This window comes from Paenibacillus sp. ALJ109b, from assembly GCF_010747435.1.
Taxonomy (GTDB): Bacteria; Bacillota; Bacilli; order Paenibacillales; family Paenibacillaceae; genus Paenibacillus; species Paenibacillus taichungensis.
Genome location: NZ_JAAIFP010000015.1, coordinates 222860 through 240509 on the forward strand (window position 1 = coordinate 222860; position 17650 = coordinate 240509).

General features: G+C 48.7%; 11 protein-coding genes and 1 riboswitch. Of the genes, 5 read left to right on the plus strand and 6 right to left on the minus strand.

Translation table 11 applies throughout. The features are described from left to right. Positions 1 to 179 precede the first annotated feature (179 nt). Together G3352_RS16990 and G3352_RS16995 are read right to left on the minus strand one after the other, a co-directional pair. The gene (locus G3352_RS16990; protein WP_099857384.1) at positions 180 to 986 is read right to left on the minus strand and encodes a winged helix-turn-helix transcriptional regulator; all 807 of its coding nucleotides are present in this window, start codon (positions 984 to 986) and stop codon (positions 180 to 182) included. Further along, a complete protein-coding gene (locus G3352_RS16995) occupies positions 962 to 1357 on the minus strand; it encodes a Fur family transcriptional regulator (protein WP_076287495.1) in 396 nt (131 codons plus the stop codon). The genes G3352_RS16990 and G3352_RS16995 overlap by 25 nt, the downstream gene beginning before the upstream one ends. Positions 1358 to 1633: 276 nt before the next feature. On the opposite strand from G3352_RS16995, the gene G3352_RS17000 reads away from it, so the two are divergent. Next, positions 1634 to 2761: a GGDEF domain-containing protein gene (locus G3352_RS17000; protein ID WP_163758214.1), complete on the plus strand. Its 1128-nt coding sequence runs from the start codon at positions 1634 to 1636 to the stop codon at positions 2759 to 2761. A gap of 131 nt (positions 2762 to 2892) precedes the next feature. Here the strand turns inward: G3352_RS17000 and G3352_RS17005 are convergent, their stop codons facing one another. Together G3352_RS17005 and G3352_RS17010 are read right to left on the minus strand one after the other, a co-directional pair. Then, a complete protein-coding gene (locus tag G3352_RS17005) occupies positions 2893 to 3831 on the minus strand; it encodes an aldo/keto reductase family protein (RefSeq protein ID WP_063567219.1) in 939 nt (312 codons plus the stop codon). Positions 3832 to 4035: 204 nt separating this feature from the next. Beyond that, a complete protein-coding gene (locus G3352_RS17010; RefSeq protein WP_163758216.1) occupies positions 4036 to 5682 on the minus strand; it encodes a cellulase family glycosylhydrolase in 1647 nt (548 codons plus the stop codon). 302 nt (positions 5683 to 5984) lie between these two features. Here G3352_RS17010 and G3352_RS17015 point away from each other — a divergent pair, with 302 nt between their 5' ends. Then, entirely contained in the window at positions 5985 to 6998 is a 1014-nt protein-coding gene (locus G3352_RS17015; RefSeq protein ID WP_163758218.1) for a LacI family DNA-binding transcriptional regulator, read from the plus strand. Between the two features lie 49 nt (positions 6999 to 7047). Here G3352_RS17015 and G3352_RS17020 read toward each other — a convergent pair whose 3' ends face one another. Then, positions 7048 to 8688 (minus strand): hybrid sensor histidine kinase/response regulator, encoded by a 1641-nt coding sequence (locus G3352_RS17020; protein WP_163758220.1) that lies wholly within the window; start codon positions 8686 to 8688, stop codon positions 7048 to 7050. Between the two features lie 375 nt (positions 8689 to 9063). Here G3352_RS17020 and G3352_RS17025 point away from each other — a divergent pair, with 375 nt between their 5' ends. The 3 genes from G3352_RS17025 (at position 9064) to metE (ending at position 14544) form a co-directional block, all read left to right on the plus strand. Beyond that, complete coding sequence (locus G3352_RS17025) at positions 9064 to 11025, plus strand: anaerobic ribonucleoside triphosphate reductase (protein ID WP_163758222.1); 1962 nt, start codon at positions 9064 to 9066, stop codon at positions 11023 to 11025. Next, on the plus strand, positions 11022 to 11528 hold the full coding sequence (nrdG, locus tag G3352_RS17030) for an anaerobic ribonucleoside-triphosphate reductase activating protein (RefSeq protein WP_163758224.1): 507 nt from the start codon (positions 11022 to 11024) through the stop codon (positions 11526 to 11528). The genes G3352_RS17025 and nrdG overlap by 4 nt, the downstream gene beginning before the upstream one ends. A 258-nt stretch (positions 11529 to 11786) precedes the next feature. Next, positions 11787 to 11984, plus strand: a riboswitch (cobalamin riboswitch). Between the two features lie 220 nt (positions 11985 to 12204). Continuing rightward, positions 12205 to 14544, plus strand: coding sequence for a 5-methyltetrahydropteroyltriglutamate--homocysteine S-methyltransferase (gene metE / locus G3352_RS17035; RefSeq protein ID WP_163758226.1), 2340 nt, complete (start codon positions 12205 to 12207; stop codon positions 14542 to 14544). Between the two features lie 102 nt (positions 14545 to 14646). Here metE and G3352_RS17040 read toward each other — a convergent pair whose 3' ends face one another. Beyond that, the gene (locus G3352_RS17040) at positions 14647 to 17466 is read right to left on the minus strand and encodes a glycoside hydrolase family 3 C-terminal domain-containing protein (RefSeq protein ID WP_163758228.1); all 2820 of its coding nucleotides are present in this window, start codon (positions 17464 to 17466) and stop codon (positions 14647 to 14649) included. Positions 17467 to 17650: the final 184 nt, after the last annotated feature.

Here is a 17650-nt window from a genome sequence, read left to right on the forward strand (position 1 = left end):
CATGAGGTTCGTATGAGGTTAAGATGAGTTTCTTGCTCATTTCATGAATGAAATATGAACATCAACTTGGAGTGAGATGAGCATTGAGCCATTCCGATTGGCTTGATCTACTATATCTAGTGGATATATCCGCATACGAGTGACATGAACAGCATTTTGTGTGCACAAAAAAAAGCGGACTAATCCGCTAGGCGGTAGCCCACTCCTCTTACCGTTACTATATATTGAGGCGAAGCCGCGTTATCGCCAAGTTTTTTACGCAAGCTTTTGATATGAACATCCACCACATTGCTTCCACCCGTAAAATCAGTCTCCCAAATATCGCTGAGCATCTCCTCACGGGAAATCACTGCACCTTTGGCATCAATCAGCTTCAGCAGCAGATCATACTCTGTCTTGGTCAAATGAATGCGGTCATTATTGCGATGCACGCTCATCCGCTCACGATCCAGCCAAAGATCCTTGAAGGCAATACGTTGGCCTTCCTGAGGAAGAAATCCTCGTTTCGGTGCTGCAGGACTATTGCCGATCATGCGTTGCACACGATACAACGCTTCCTGCGGACGAGCCGGCCAGACCAGTAATTCCTCTTGAAGCATCGGGCCACTGGCACTGCCAATCATCTTCTCCCCGACCAGATACAGACATGGTGTTGCATGCTCCGCTTCACGATTCAATCGGCTGCTGATTCCCGCAAAAGCATCAATGGTTCCAGCAACAGACAGGTCATAGATCAACAGATCAAATACAAGCCGTTCATGCAAATCAGGCTCCCAGCGGTGGAACACCAGCACATCGAAACAGCTATCCGTAAGTGCCTTAACCAGTTCATGAACTTGCCCGGGCATCGGACTAATCAGAATGACCCGTCTCGTAACCGGACAATTATCCACAAGGGGGGTTGAATCCGCAAGGGCAGGCTTGACCCGGAGCGGCAAACGACGACCGGACAGGTTGATTTTTACTTGACCCGTTTGTTTCTGCATTCCGCGCAGACACCTCCAAAGACCACATGAGCGTGATCAATCGCATACCCGGTTTCCTCCGCGACTTGCTTCATCCATTGCGGAGGAACTTCCGTCATGACTTCATCTACCTTGCCGCATACTTCACACATAATATGTTGATGTTCGTCCATGCGGGCATCATAACGACTGGCCGTTTCGCCCAACTTGAGCTCCCGAATCAATTCTTTATCTGTTAAATATCGGAGTGAATTATATACCGTACCATAAGCCAAATTATAACCTTGCTCCACCAGACGGTTCATCACTTCTGCTGCCGTTGGATGGTCTTCGGAATGACGGACTACATCGTAAACGGCTTGACGCTGTATCGTCAGATTTAGAGTTCTCACCAGCAATTCTCCTTTATTAACCCATTCAATAGTATATAAGATGACACAGCAATCTACTGATTGCTATGATTCCCTGAAACATCAAAATCAATTTTGATTTAGATTAAGTATAAATCTCATTGTATAATGAAGTCAATATCCGACTATTTTATTCATGAATAGTAATATCCAAACCATCTTCTACGTAGCCGTTACCGCTACTTGGGATAATATGGTTCGCTACTATACTGCTTTTCAGCTAAAATATAGTAATGTGCGCTAAAGGAGGGATGCTTGTTGTTAAGCACGTTTTTCGTCAATCTCTGTGTCATGATCACGTTCATGTATGTGTCCGGAATCATAGCCAAATTCTATCGTATCCGCGTGCCCTTTCCCTCGATGCGTGTTCAGATGATCGGTGGTCTGCTGTTCGGGATCTATGGAACGGTACTGATGAACTATTCCTTTCCTTTAAATGAAACTACCATTGTAGATTTACGTCATTTGGCCATTGTCACAGCAGCCGTATATTTAGGAGGACTGGCTTCGGTCATCTCGGGACTTGTCATTTCCATCCTGCGTATTGTCATATTTGGAATGTCATCCGCTGCCATCGATGCAGCATTCGTCATGACGATCATCGGACTGTCCGGTGTATATTTCGCCTATGCTCCTTGGTCCCGATTAACCAAAATTATTACTATGAACCTGCTGGGTATGACGCTGATCTTTGTGATCCTGATGCTGAATACAACCAGCATGAACTCATTATTGAAAGTATATCCTTTACAGATGACCATTGCTTTTGTCGGTGGAATCTTTATTTATTTCATCGCAGAATTCATTAATAAATCGAATGAAATGTTGTTCCTGCTCGAACGCAAAGCGACCACCGATCACCTTACCAACCTCAGTAATCGCAGACAATTTGAGAAATCACTTGAGTTTGAACTAGAACGGGCACGTGAGTACAAGCAAAAACTATCGCTGTTGGTCATCGACATTGATCGGTTCAAAAAAGTAAATGACACTTTCGGTCATACTTCAGGTGATGCGGTTCTAAAACAACTCGGACAATTGCTCATTGAGCATGCCCGCTCAGCAGATATCGTCTCTCGGAACGGAGGCGAGGAATTCGCTATACTATTGCTCGATTGTGGTCATCACCAAGCCATGGCCATTGCCGAGTCCATCAGACAATCGGTCGAGAAGTACCATTTCGCGCTGCCTGATGGCAATACGATCCGGCTGACTATCTCTATCGGGGTCGCTGTTTTTCCAGATCACTGTGACGACCGGGATGATAACGATTTCTTTGAACAGGCAGACCGTGCATTATATGAAGCCAAAAATACGGGCCGGAACCGGGTATGTGCCATTCCGTTGCGTTCCAGGTCGCTCCCCAGCGGCCAAAACTCATTCTAATCTCACACTCAAAAGGGATGTCCCCATAGCCTACAGGCTAGCCGAGACATCCCTTTCTTATCTCACCATTTTGCATCCTTCGAATCAACTCGCTTACGGATACAAGAACAACCTGTGGAGTTGAGTTTGCCTTAAGCTAAAATTTGTTCGATTTCTTCAACGATAGCAGCATCCAGCTTCACACCGGAAGCGGCTGCGTTCTCTTTCACCTGTTCAGGGCGGCTTGCTCCTACAAGCGCACTGGACACGTTATTCTGGCGCAGAATCCACGCCAGAGCCAATTGGCCGACCTTCAAGTCCAGCTTGTCCGCCACTTCAATTAACTGGCGAACCTTGCCGATCCGATCAGCGTTAATCTTCCCTTCATCCCATCCCAGCTTCGCTGCCCGGCTGTTCTCGGGAATATCGGACACCGAAGTGTATTTCCCGGTCAACAATCCTTGTGCCAGTGGGGAGTAGACAACTTGTCCAATACCTTTGCGCTCGCCCAACGGGATGATTTCACTTTCGATGTAACGGTCAAACATGTTGTACACTGGCTGGTTTACCACGATATGATCCAGCAACAGGCGGTCAGCAGTACCCAATGCAGCTTCCATCTGTGCCGCGGTCCATTGACTAACACCTACGTAGAGCACCTTGCCTTGACGCACCAGATCGTCCAGTGCTCGCAGTGTCTCTTCAATTGGTGTTTCGGTATGATAGCGATGGCAATAATATATGTCTACATAATCAACACCCAGCCGTTGCAAGCTGGCTTCGCATTGTTCCTTAATATGTTTACGGGATAACCCTTGGTCATTTGGACCGTCACCCATTTTACCAAATACCTTGGTTGCAAGGACATAGGAATCGCGGGAATACGCTTTCAACGTCTGCCCCAGCAGTTCTTCTGCTGCACCCCGCTCGTACACATTGGCTGTATCGAAAAAGTTGATGCCTTCATCGAATGCGGCTTCAATTGATTTCACCGCGTTTTCACGTTCCACATATCCTCCGTATGTCAGCCAGCTACCCAGGCTAATCTCGCTTACTTTCAGTCCGCTTCCACCTAATCTACGGTATTCCATTGAATGCACATCCTCCTCTAAACTGATTAATGATGAAGTTCCCTTTCTATTGTATCGTATTCGGCTCGGATTAAAAGGGCTTTGGAGAAGAATTTGGGAAATAGATAGGGATGAATATGAAAAGCTCCGCTAAAAGAGCGGAGCCTCGATACGCGTCAAATATTACCCAGCCACCACATTTTAATGAATGGGCACTAGCTCATTTTAGTTAGCTGTTACGATAAATTGTTCCCATGCTCCGCCCACAGCGTTACGATTGGCATACAGCACGCCTCCGTTATTCAGATCCGAACTGACATATTTACCGTTCGCCACGGATTTGAAGGCAACCAATCCTCCGCCCAGATCTTCTCGGGTAAACTTCTCCCATGTGGATGGGTATGTGGCCGAGGCGATCAAACGCCCGCCATTATTCAGATCGGCTTGCACATATTTAATATTGCTCATCGACAGGAAGGATACCGTCCCATCCGAATTCTGGATGATTTTGAACCTTTCCCAATGTCCGGCAGTATCCCGATTGGCTATCAGCGCATCTGCACCGCCATTCTCTGCGCTGACAAAAGTGCCATTAGCGTTGGCTTTCAGGCTGGACCATGTTTCTGTAAAAGGAGCCGTTCCCGTATGTTTCTTGACCACATTCTGGAACGAAGTATTAGAGGCAAAGTTCGCCGTTGTGAACTTGCTCCATTTGGAAGCAATCGTTGCTGCACTGTCGGTATTCAGGTTCGGTGCCGGGTTATTGTTGTTATTGTAATAACCCCAAGTTCCGCCCCCTTTGACCTTATAACTCCAGTTCGTCCAAGAAGCATTCAGTGCATTCAGTCCGGACAGCCACTTCTCGGTCAGATCATCCTGGCCAAAAGAGAACTCGCCCGCTAAAACCGGAACATTCCAATTCTTCTGATAGGACGCCATATCCTTCAGCCAGCGATCCATCTCCGAATTGGTCAAATCCCAGTTGTTATAGTCCGTGAATTGATAATGGTGCGTCTGATACATCACATTCGTCCAGCCATAAGTCGTTGGTGGTGAAGCTGCCCACCAGTCGAAGAATGCCGCGATGATGATCATGTGATCGGCATCCTTGGCACGGACAGCTTTGTACATCCGGTCATAGAAATCCATCTTTTGCTTGATTTGAGCAGCATTTTCACCCGTTCCCATGGTCACAAGAGGTTCATTGAGCAAGTCGTACGCAGCAACGGTTGGATTGCCTTTGTAACGTGTTGCCATCCGTTCCCAGATCTGAATAGTCCAGTTCTGGTATGTAGAATTGGTCCACAGTTGGTTGGAATTCTCCTGACCGCAGGAATGCCATGGACAAGCTGCTCCCGGTGCACCGTGCAGATCGAGAATGACATACAGGTTCCGTTTGCCCGCTTCATCAATCAGCCAATCCAGTTTGCGGAACGTAACCGAATCAGGCTTCATGACACCGCTGGTGTTCATAAAATCCTCCCAATAGATCGGCACACGCACAACGTTCATGCCCCAGTACTTGATGTTATCCAGATCACCAGCCTGAATCCAGGTGTCCTGATATCCATTGATCAGACTCTGTGCACCCGATTCCCCAAAACGATTCGTCAACGTGCGACGCAGCGTGTACTCATCTACTGCTCCAGAGGGCGTCATCCATTCTTCCTGCAGCAGCCAGCCACCCAAATTTGTTCCACGCAGATTCACCACATTGCCTGTACCCGAATTATTGCGGACAACCGTCCCGTTAGCCTTCAGGAAATCCCCTGATCCAAAAGCCGCACTTGCCTTCGGTGAACCTACGGCCGAAGCCAGCAGGCCCAGCAGCAGACAGCTGCACAACAGCATGATAGTGCTCTTCTTCAACATGTTGACGCCTCCCTTAAATGGTCATATCTTGAGGTATGACTGAACCAGGATGCAGCACTCACGACGGGTAACGATAATGCTATATAAACAGCGGGTATACGGGGGTACGATCCATGGATGTCCGCTATTTATCACAAGTGAAGGGGTGGTGAAATCGATTACATTTTATCGAATATTAAACCCTTTATCTCTCCACTATCCCCAATTATTGTTTCAAACGGTTATAACTTGTAATCGTTTTCAATTGGAATTATAATGAATTTGAATTAATTGTCAATCACTTATTTGGAGTTGTGAAGAATATGGATGTCAAAATCATTGATGTAGCTGCCATTGCAGGTGTGTCCCCGGCAACTGTATCGCGGGTCATTAATCAGCACAGCAAAGTAAGCACCAAGACCAAAGATAAGGTGATGCGCGCCATCGAGCAACTGGGATATCACCCCAACGCAGCAGCCAAGAATCTTCGTTCACAGCGAACGATGACGATTGGCGTCATCGTTCCGGATATTAACAACTCCTATTATGCCGAAATTATTAAAGGCATTGAGAACATCGCCTACGCCCGCCATTACAAGGTCATTATATGTGATGCTCATAACCTGAAAGAGCGAGAAGTCGATTATCTCAATTTGCTGCTGGATCGGACCATTGACGGTGTCATCATTATCACGCCCATGCTGGCGGATGAGGAATTATTCCACCTTGCAGATAAGGGGTATCGCATTGGCATCGTTGGCAAATACATTGAACATGATCAGATCCCGTGCATATATACAGACAACGTGAAATTTTCCCAGGAAGTTGTTCAGCATCTCGTTGAGGCCGGACATCGGAATATCGTTTTCTTAAACGGTTATCCTGAAGCAATCGACAGCTATGAAAGGCTAGAAGGCTACTTGAAGGCCCTGCGCAATCATCAGATTCCGTTCCGTCCCGAACTGATCGAGAATGGGAACTTCAATGAGGAAGGTGGGTACGAGGCCATCAAAAGATTGTTTAACAAAGGCCTGTCCTTCTCCGCTGTATATGCGGCAAATGATGAGATGGCGCTAGGTGTATACAAAGCATGTACGGAATACGGAATACGCATTCCCGAGCAATTGGCTATCGTAGGTGTAGATAACAATCGAATCAGCAAATACATCCATCCTACGCTAAGTTCGGTGAACCAACCCAAGTATACGATGGGGGCCATTCTTATGGAGAAGATGATTGATACGATGAATACGAATGAATTTCAGGATAAACGTGTATTTAAAGTCGACTCGGAGCTGCTTGTTCGAGGTTCCTCTTCCTTTAAAATAACAATATAAAGCGCACCCGTGACAGGTGCGCCTAGTTTAATTTTATTTTCTCATGTTCTTAATGCACAATGATGCTTAACGCATTCAACAAATCAGCCTGCTTCACCGGCTTGGTCAGGACCGCATCGAAGACTTCTGCTTCATGCGGATCGATATGCATGCCATACGGAATCAGCACTATGACCGGGGAATCTGTAACCAGGCGCTTCAACTTGTGTACAAAATCCACAGCACCGCCCTCCAGCAATCCCATATCCACAACGGCCACATCCGGCTTAAAGCCCTCCTGAATCCAGTCGTACGCTTCGGTCGTAACCGAGGTCATATGCACATCCATCTCCCATCTGCGCATCAGGGAAGAGGCCCCTTGCAGAATGTCAGGGTCCTTGGCAAGCAGCACCTTTTTGCCCTTAAGTCGATGCTGAATATTGGCAAGCTGAGGCAGTTCCCAATGTCTGCGGAGCGGCAGGCAGATCTCGAATTCTGTCTCCTTGTCTCCCATGCCATGCACCTGAATACGGCCGTTCATAAGGATGGCGAGGTTTTGGCTGACCGCCAGTCCGAGATTGGTTCCAACCAGCTTCTGTGTACTTATATTTCCGTCCAGATTGTTAATTGATCTAAGCTTATTGTCCGAAGACAACATGCGTCCGGTGTATTTCACTTGGAGTTGAAGGATACCCTCATCCTCTGCATCTCCACCATCTACGGTTGCTGTAATCAATACCGAACCTGTCCGTGTTGAATCTAGAGCATACTGAATGACATGGGCCAATAGTTGCCCGATCTTGATTTCATCCCCGACAAAAACCTGGGACACATTCAGATCAAGGTTCAATCCCAGCTCAATGTTCTTGCTCAGCGCCAGTCCCGCATAGAGATAAACGGTATTTTCAATCGTCGCTACCAGATCAAATGGATCATCATGTACGACCGTTTTGCCTGCATCATTGACGTTATTAAAACTCATCATGTTATTCAACAGGGAAAGCAGAATATTACCGCTGGTTTCAATCATATTCACATATTCTGTCTGCTCGTCCGACATATCCGGTGTACGCATCAGGTCGGTTAATCCCAGAATGCCGTTCAGGGGATTACGAATCTCGTGGCTCATCAGCGACAGCATCTGCGTCTTGGTCATCGCCTCAGACTCCGCACGTTCCTTCTCTGCCTGCAATTGCTCTTGTAATTGCTCCGAATCATTCAGCTTCTGTTCCTGAACTTGAAGCGTATCTTCCAGATCCACCACATACCCGAGAAAAACGGCCATGGCCTGCAGTGTTTTCATATCCGTTTCACTGATCACATAATCAGGATCATCCATCAGACAGATCGTACCGAACGTTTCCCCGGACCTCCGCATAATGGGAATCCCTACAAAGAAACGATTTCCCAGTCCGCTTGTTACGTCCATTGATTTCGTAAGAGGATGTTCACATGTATCCGTGATGATCAGACTGCTGCCCTTATCTCTTAATACCAGGCTGCAATATGAAGCTTCAAATGGAAGTTCACTACCTTTGGCGATCAACTCTTCCTCGCGGTTAAAAGCCTCGATAATAACATTGGTCACGCCATCATTCGTGGCAACGAAGATGGTGTTCACCTTTAAGATTCCGCTTAATACGTCAACAATATGGGACGCGGCTTCCTGTATATTTTCATAGAAGCCCCTTGTAATGCTTACCGTTCCCATGACTCACCCCTCTTGTCTTAGCTGCATTTCAAACCCGTATTCCACAGTATGATTCAATCGATTAACGAGGGTTCAATATTCCGAAACAGCTGTCACAAACTATTCATATATGAAGTTTTCTATCCTTTTTTTTCAAGCATCGTCAACTGAACTTGCACGGTAAATAGAAATTATACGCTTACCCTGAAGCTTTGAAAACCTCTATCATTCAGGGCTATAAATCATGACAGTCGACCAGCTTCTCCCATGTGATCATTATCACACCTAAATAACAATATATAGTTTATAAATGGATAAAGAAACTCTACATGTAGTGTTCAGTGAATGAACATTATCCCTATACAATTTCAATTTCATTATTTAGGAGGAACTGATATGAACATGCTTGAGTATGCCTCTCCACCGGCATCCGATCAGCTATCTGACCTGGGAAGACGAATTATTGGTGCTGAAGACGCCGATACGCTGAGGGAGAATGCCAATCTGAACGGAGACTCATTCAGCGGCAAGATGAGCAGGCTCGGTTCGGAGACCGCCAAGTGGCATGCTCTGCGTCATGTGCTGCCTAAGGAGCTCGCTCTAGCTGTGGAGAACGGGGATCTGTATGTACACGATCTGGATCAGTATGCCCTTGGAACGACCAACTGTATCTTTATTCCGTTCGACCGGCTGCTGGCCTCCGGATTCAATACCGGCAACGGTTCGGTTCGTACACCACAGACGATCATGTCTGCCATGGCACTGGTGGCTATTATTTTTCAATCCCAGCAGAACAGCCAGTACGGCGGTGTATCCGCCAATAAAATCGACTGGGATCTCGCACCTTATGTGAAGCGTTCGTTTCGTAAGCATTACCGGAAGGGACAACGGCTGTTCGAGGAGATTGCCTCAATTGAGGATGAGCAACTGCATCTGGATAGCGATGAAGCAAAGGAGAAGTGTCCTCGAGCCTTTGCCTTTGCCTATGAAGAAACGGAACTGGAGACCGAACAGGCTGCCGAATCCCTGATCCATAATCTGAACACCATGAGCAGTCGTGCTGGGGGACAAATTCCGTTCACTTCGCTGAACTACGGACTATGCATTTCAGCCGAAGGTCGACTCGTGTCCCGGTCGTTGCTGGAAGCGACCATTCGGGGACTGGGTAACGGAGAAACTCCCGTGTTTCCACAACATATTTTCCAGTGCAAGCAAGGAATTAACCAATCTGAGGGAGATCCGAATTATGATTTATTCCGACTTGCTGTGACCTGTTCCTCACGGCGCATGTATCCGAACTTTGTCAATGTGGATGCTTCCTTCAACCTGCCCTATTATCAACCGGAAGATCCCGATACGATCATTGCGACGATGGGATGCCGGACACGCACACTTGCTGATCGCTTCGGACGCAATCGTCAGAGCGGTAAAGGGAATCTGTCCTTTAACACCATCAATCTGGTCAAGCTCGGCATTCGATATGGGATCTGCCAGGGAGCAAGAGCCATCGCTGACCGGGCTGGCTTCTATACGGCGCTGGAATCGGTCATGCACAATGCTACGGATGGTCTGCTGCACCGGTATCGAATTCAGATGAACCAGCCTGCCAAAGCATCGGACTTCATGATGCGGGAAGGAGTATGGGAAGGCGGTGAACAATTGGCTCCAAATGAACCGGTGGCCGATCTGTTGAAACATGGTACGTTATCCCTTGGTTTTATCGGACTTGCTGAATGTATGACCGCTCTATATGGCCGTCACCATGGACAAGACCTCCATGTACATCGAGAAGCCTTGAATATCATTCGTACGATGAGAGAATTCTGTGACCGGATGAGTGAGCAGCACAACCTGAATATCACCTTGTTCGCTACGCCCGCTGAGGGCCTATCCGGCAAATTCACCAAGATCGATCGTGAGCGATACGGCAGCATCTCAGGGGTCAACGACAGGGAATACTACACCAATTCATTTCACATTCCGGTCTATCATACGCTTCCTGCCTATCGCAAGATTGAACTGGAAGCCCCCTTCCACTCACTATGTAATGCCGGAGCGATCTCATATGTCGAACTCGACGGGAATGTAAGGGCCAATACCGCCGCTTTCCAACGAATCGTTCAATACGCGCTGGCCCAGGACATTGGGTATTTCTCCATTAATCACCCGATTGACCGTTGTCCGTCCTGTGGCTATGAGGGCGTTATTGGAGATGTATGTCCCGGATGTGAGGCTCATGAAGACCATGTACATTTCCAGCGACTGCGCCGGGTTACGGGATATCTGACCGGTGACTATAAAGTGCGCTTCAATGGGGCGAAGCAGGCCGAAGTGAGAGACCGGGTGAAACACCGGTGAATCTGTATGGTTACATCCCGGAATCAGTGAACGAGGGGCCTGGCCTGCGTGCCGTGTTGTTCATCAGCGGATGCCGCCACGCTTGTCCGGGCTGTTTCAGCCCCGGCTCATGGAGCTTCCGTGCAGGCGAACCATTTACGGAGAAGGGTCAGCAGCAGATTTTGCATGAAGTGACCTCACACCCCTTGCTGGAAGGGGTAACGTTATGCGGAGGTGATCCTTTTTTCTCTGCAGCAGAATGCGCCTCCTGGGTTCGGCAGCTTCGGGCTGCTCGACCTGATCTGACTGTATGGGCATACACGGGGTTTGTATATGAGGAACTGATTACAGACCCGTCACGGGCGGAGTTATCCCGGCTATGCGACGTCATTATCGATGGGCCTTACATCGCAGCTGAGCGTGATGTGTCTCTTCCTTTTCGCGGCAGTCGTAATCAGCGCATCGTTAATGTGGGTGCAACAATGGCTGGCCAGACAATCGTTACCATGCAGTTAGATGCATAGTAACGATTTTTTATTTAGGGGAATCAAGCACATCTTGCGAGATAATTTGCTTCATTTTAAGGAGCCAAATCTACCAAGTAAATCAAGGATTAATAGAACAAAATTTTATTTCCGATCGGATTAGTAATATATGTTGCAAGCCCGTAGGTTATCGTCTATGATTGGTAGCATAAGAGCAAGTATACGACGATTGCATCATGATACAATCTATCATCTATGCTTGGTCGCCAATTTCATAGCCAGAGATGTGTACGCACATTTCTGCACACGGAAACAGGTGCCGACCGCGCTACATGCGTGGTCAGGCTTAAAAGGGAAGCACGGTGTAAGTCCGTCGCGGTCCCGCCACTGTATACGGGGAGTCTATGCATATAATCCACTGGTGCAACCACCGGGAAGGAATGCATATGGCCATGATCCGCAAGCCAGGAGACCTGCCTGTTTCGACAGCATCGCATGACCTACGGAAGATAGGGAGGTGTTAGAGCAGCCGCTACAACTACTTATAGCAGGTGTTCTTTCCCATTCTATCTTTGTGCACAGTCGTCATTCATGATGCCTGTTTCTCGGGGTATGGAATCGGAAGGAATGCCTTTTTTTGATGCCTTCAAAAGAAACACACCACAATAGCTTCAACTTGATGAGTTTACCTATTATAAATGAGGAGGAATTTTACATGTCGCAATCACAGCAACAAGTACTGACAGGCAACCTCGGTTATCCCCGCATCGGTGCGGGGCGCGAATGGAAAAAAGCACTGGAGTCCTTCTGGGCTGGCCGAATCGATGAATCCACGCTTTATCAGGAGCTGACCACGCTTCGGTTGCAGGATCTGAAGAAACAGCAGGCACAGCAGCTCGATCTGATTCCTGTGGGCGACTTCTCCTACTATGATCATATTCTTGACGTATCCGCGATGTTTGGCGTCGTTCCTGAGCGCTTTAACCATACAGGCGGACCGGTATCCGTATCTACTTATTACGCCATGGCCCGGGGTAATGATCAGGCAACGGCCTGTGAGATGACCAAGTGGCTGAACACCAACTATCACTACATCGTACCTGAGATTCATAATGATACTGCATTTGCATTGCTTGAAAATAAACCCCTTGCCGCCTATCGCGAAGCGAAGCAGGAGCTTGGGCTGGAAGGTAAACCGGTTGTCGTCGGCCCGTACTCATATGTACGGTTCGCCAAAGGCTATGACTCGGAACACTTTGCAGAGATCGTCACACGCCTCGTTCCCGTATACGCCCAGCTTCTGTCTGAGCTTCAAGCAGAAGGCGTACAGTGGGTACAGATCGACGAGCCTGCTCTAACGCTGGCTGTCTCTTTCGAAGATGAAGCCTTGCTGCAACAGGTGTATGCTGCCTTGGCACAAGCTGCACCGGAGTTGAAGCTGCTGCTTCAAACGTATTTCGAATCGGTGGAAGCTTATCCGGTCGTGACAGCTCTGCCTGTTGCCGGAATCGGCCTGGACCTGGTCCACGGCTATGAAGGCAACCTCGCCAGCCTGCGGGAGCATGGCTTCCCGCAGGATAAATGGTTGGGCGCCGGTGTCATCGACGGGCGCAACATCTGGCGCGCCGATCTCGCAGAGACGGCGAAGCTGCTGGAACAGGTGGCTGAATTCGCAGCCGAAGGCAAGTTGATCATTCAGCCTTCCTGCAGCCTGTTGCATGTACCGGTTACTGCCGCTCAGGAGAGCGCGCTTGATCCGGTACTGCGCAATGCCCTGGCCTTTGCCGACGAGAAGCTGGAGGAAATTGCGACGCTCGGCACGTTGTTGTCCGGCGGTGCGAAGCAGGCGGACCAAGCAGCGGCTTTGGCTGAAGCCAGCCGCCGCGCCCAGGCAAGCACCGAAGCGGTGCGCCTGCTGAGCGAGTCCGAATCACGGACACGCCTGAGTGGTGCGCCTGCAGGGGTGCACGCTGATGAGCAGCTGCTTCGTAACGCGTCATTCCAGGAGCGACGCGAATTGCAGCAGCAAAAATGGTCGCTCCCGCTGCTGCCAACAACAACTATTGGCAGCTTCCCGCAAACGGCTGATGTGCGCAAAGCACGTGCACTCTTCCGTAAAGGGGAGTGGAATGCGGAGCAATATGACGCTTATGTGCGTGAACAGATCCAGGAGTGGATTACCATCCAGGAGGAAATTGGTCTGGATGTGCTGGTACACGGTGAGTTCGAACGTACCGATATGGTCGAGTTTTTCGGTGAGAAGCTGACCGGATTTGCCTTCACAAAAAATGGCTGGGTACAGTCCTACGGCTCACGCTGCGTGAAGCCACCTGTAATCTACGGAGATGTGCTGTTCAATGAACCGATGACGGTGAAAGAAACGGCGTATGCCCAGACACTGACCAGCAAACCGGTGAAAGGCATGCTCACAGGTCCGGTAACGATCCTGAACTGGTCCTTTGTCCGCTCGGATATTCCACGCAGTGAAGTATCCTACCAGATTGCTCGCGCCATTCGGGACGAGGTTGAAGCGCTGGAGCAAGCAGGCATTGAGATGATTCAGGTCGATGAGCCAGCTCTGCGTGAAGGACTTCCACTCAAACGGAGCAAGTGGGATGAGTACCTGCAATGGGCCGTGGAATCCTTCCGTTTAGCTACTGCAACCGTAAAACCAACAACGCAGGTGCATACCCATATGTGCTACTGCGAGTTCGATGATATTATTGAAGCCATCAGCGACCTGGATGCAGATGTGATCTCGATCGAGACATCCCGTAGCCATGGGGAACTGGTAGGCAGCTTCGAGCAGAATACGTATGACAAAGGCATCGGACTCGGCGTATACGATATCCACAGTCCGCGTGTTCCAGGAAAGGACGAGATGTTGAATATGATTGAGCGTGCACTTCAAGTGCTGCCAGCAGATCTGTTCTGGGTGAACCCTGACTGCGGACTGAAAACACGTGGTAAAGCCGAAGTTGTAGATGCATTGAGCATCATGGTGGACGCTGCTCGTACAGCAAGAGAACGAGTAACCGCTGATTCCTCAATCTAAACGAAGCTTGTGATTGCAAATAAAAGCCTCCGAATTCCTTCGGAGGCTTTTTTCATTTACCATCATTCTATTTGTTTATCTTGATAGGTCTTTTTATCCGACTTAATGAATCTCGAAATGGCTGACACGTACTCCTGCGGACAACACAAGGTATACATCCTGTTGACCTGTTACGCCTTTCAGGTCCGCCTTAACCGTGGACCACTGCTGGGCCTCGCCTTGTGCCAGTTCCACGCGTCCTGCCAGTGTACCGTCAGGTGCGCCCAATCGAACTTCCAATACCGCATCTGCCTGCTCTGATGATACACGAGCTTCAAGCGCTGCTGCATTGCTGCCCAGATCTGCATCCTTGAAGGCAATCCATCCTTGTTCACCAACCACACGGACAGAAGTTCCGCCCTCTTTGCTCTCATCCAGATCCACACCGAAGTATGCATCGTAATTTTCGGCGCGAGTAGCCACACCCAGATTACGTGCAGGAATGGTCTCCCCTTGTACTGTCAGGTCAGCAACAAGCTGAACATCGGCAGAAGATTTGCCCACCATAATGGAATAGGTGCCGCTTTCGACCACATAACGATCACGGGTTACATCCCAGATCGCCAGTTCCTGAACTGGCAGTGTGAAGCTGACTTTTACTGTAGCTCCAGCTTCAATATGAAGACGACGGAAACCTTTTAACGTTTTGAGTGGACGTTTCACACGGGACTGCCCGGCACGCACATACAACTGCACAACCTCATCACTGGCGATCGTTCCTGTATTTGTCACATCCACATGCACAGTAATGATCTCTTCGACTCCAGCTTGGGCCGGGTTCAGCTCCAAATTACTGTATTTAAACGATGCATACGTTAATCCATGTCCGAATGGATACAGTACATCACCTTCAAAATACTGATACGTACGTCCGGATTGAATGATATCGTAGTCTCTGATATCAGTCAGCTGATCTGCGGATTGTACCCACGTCATATTCAGGCGGCCTGCTGGTGCATAATCGCCATATAATACGTCAGCTATAGCGTTCCCCAACTCTTGTCCTGCATGGGATGTATACAATACAGCCGGAATGTTCTCCTGCACCCAGTTGGACGTGAACGGGTAACTTCCCACGATAACTACAACGGTATTTGGATTCGCTGCATACACGGCTTCAACCAGACGCTGCTGGGATTCAGCCAGGTCCAGACTTGGGCGGTCGATCTCTTCTTTACCATTTACAAGCGGATTGTTGCCGACAAATACAATCGCCGTCTCCGCTTCCTTCGCGGCCGCTACTGATTCTTCCAATCCATTCACCACAATATCCTTTTTGAACGTTTCCGTAGCACCGAAAGATTTCAACTCTTCGGATACCGCAAACACATCGTTTCCACCATTGGGTGCCGTTACTGTTTTACCGTTCCAAGTCGTCAGCCCCACGCTTCCGTCTTGTTGTGGCAACAGATGGAATACTTCCTTCACAAACCAGCCATATACTTCATCCGCTGATGCCGTAACCGTTTCTTCATCCGTCGTCAGGTATTTCCCATTACTGTCTGCCTTCAGCGTGTAACTGCCAAAGCCCCAGTCACTAAGTGTAAATGTCTCCGCATTTCCCGAAGCAATGATGGATGATTTCTCATCTTCAGCCAATCCGACAGCCTTGCCGCTTGCGACGGAAGTCAATGTAATTCGGTCATTGCCATCCTTGAATGCAACCTTGTCGCTTCCTACTTTGCCGCTGATCGCTTCAAGCGGGGATACGCTATATGGCATAGTGCCTGCATACCAGTCACGATAGACCGTTCCGCCCAGTTGACCAATCACAGCCACTTTGCCGGATTTTGTTTTATCCAGCGGCAGTGTGCCTTTATCATTTTTGAGCAGTACCACTTGTTCTCTCGCTGCTCTCAGTGACAGGGCCTTCGCCTTCTCCGTCATCATTGCTTCTTCACCAATCGAAGCATATGGATTGCCCTCAGCCGGATCGAATTCACCCAGACGGAAACGCACACGGAACGTATTGAACAACGCCAGATCGATGTCTTCCATTGTGAGTGTGCCTTGCTCCAGCCCTTCACGCAGTGCCTGTTTCGACAGATCCGCATCATCGGTAATGCTGTCAATTCCGGCTTTGACGGACTCTACTGTTCCTGGTGTGTGGGAATCATAGTATTTATGATCGTTCTTGATCCCCATGACATCCCCTGCATCACTTACGATGAAGCCATCCATGCCCCATTCGCCCTTCACAATCTCGTTTACAAACGGATGCAGCAATGCTGGTGTACCATTAATAGAGTTGTACGCGGTCATCATTGACTGCGCGCCGCCCTCTTTGAACGGTTTCTCGAACGCCTTCAGATAATATTCACGCATGTTGCGCGGATCAATGCTCGATGAACCACTGCCACGGTCCACTTCATTATTGTTTGCAAGGAAATGCTTCAATGTGGCAATCGCCTTGTAATACTTCGGATGATCGCCCTGAATTCCCTTAACCAAGGCCGTTGTCAGCTCAGCAGTCAGTTCCGGGTCTTCACCATAAGCCTCTTCGTTCCGACCCCAACGTGGATCACGCTCCATATCAACCGTAGGTGCCCACAAAGTCAGACCGTTTACTGCTGGATTGCGTTTGTAAAATACACGTGCCTCGTCTCCGATCACGGAGCCGATCTCTTTCATTAGGTCCGCATCCCAGGTACACGCCAGCCCTACTGGCTGCGGGAAGGAAGTCGCTTCGCCAAGCCAGGCCAGACCATGGGCTGCTTCTGTTCCGTGTTTATATGCTGCGATACCCAAGCGTTCTACTGGGGGTTGGTATTGCAGCATCGATTCGATTTTCTCATCTTCCGACAGACGGGAAACGAGGTCCTTTACACGTGTATCAAGCTCGAGCGTTGTATCCTGGAAAGGATATTTCGTTTGGTTGGTCATGATATGGAATCTCCTTTAGTAATTCATTGATTTATTTAGAATGATAGCGGATTCATAATTGGTAAATTAATACGATGTATTCTTGATGTATCCAACCTCACAATTCGAAGATTTAACCTTTTAGAACAAGCACTTTACAAGCCATCGTTAACTCTTCTTTTTATTTACTAAAACGGTTTCGGTA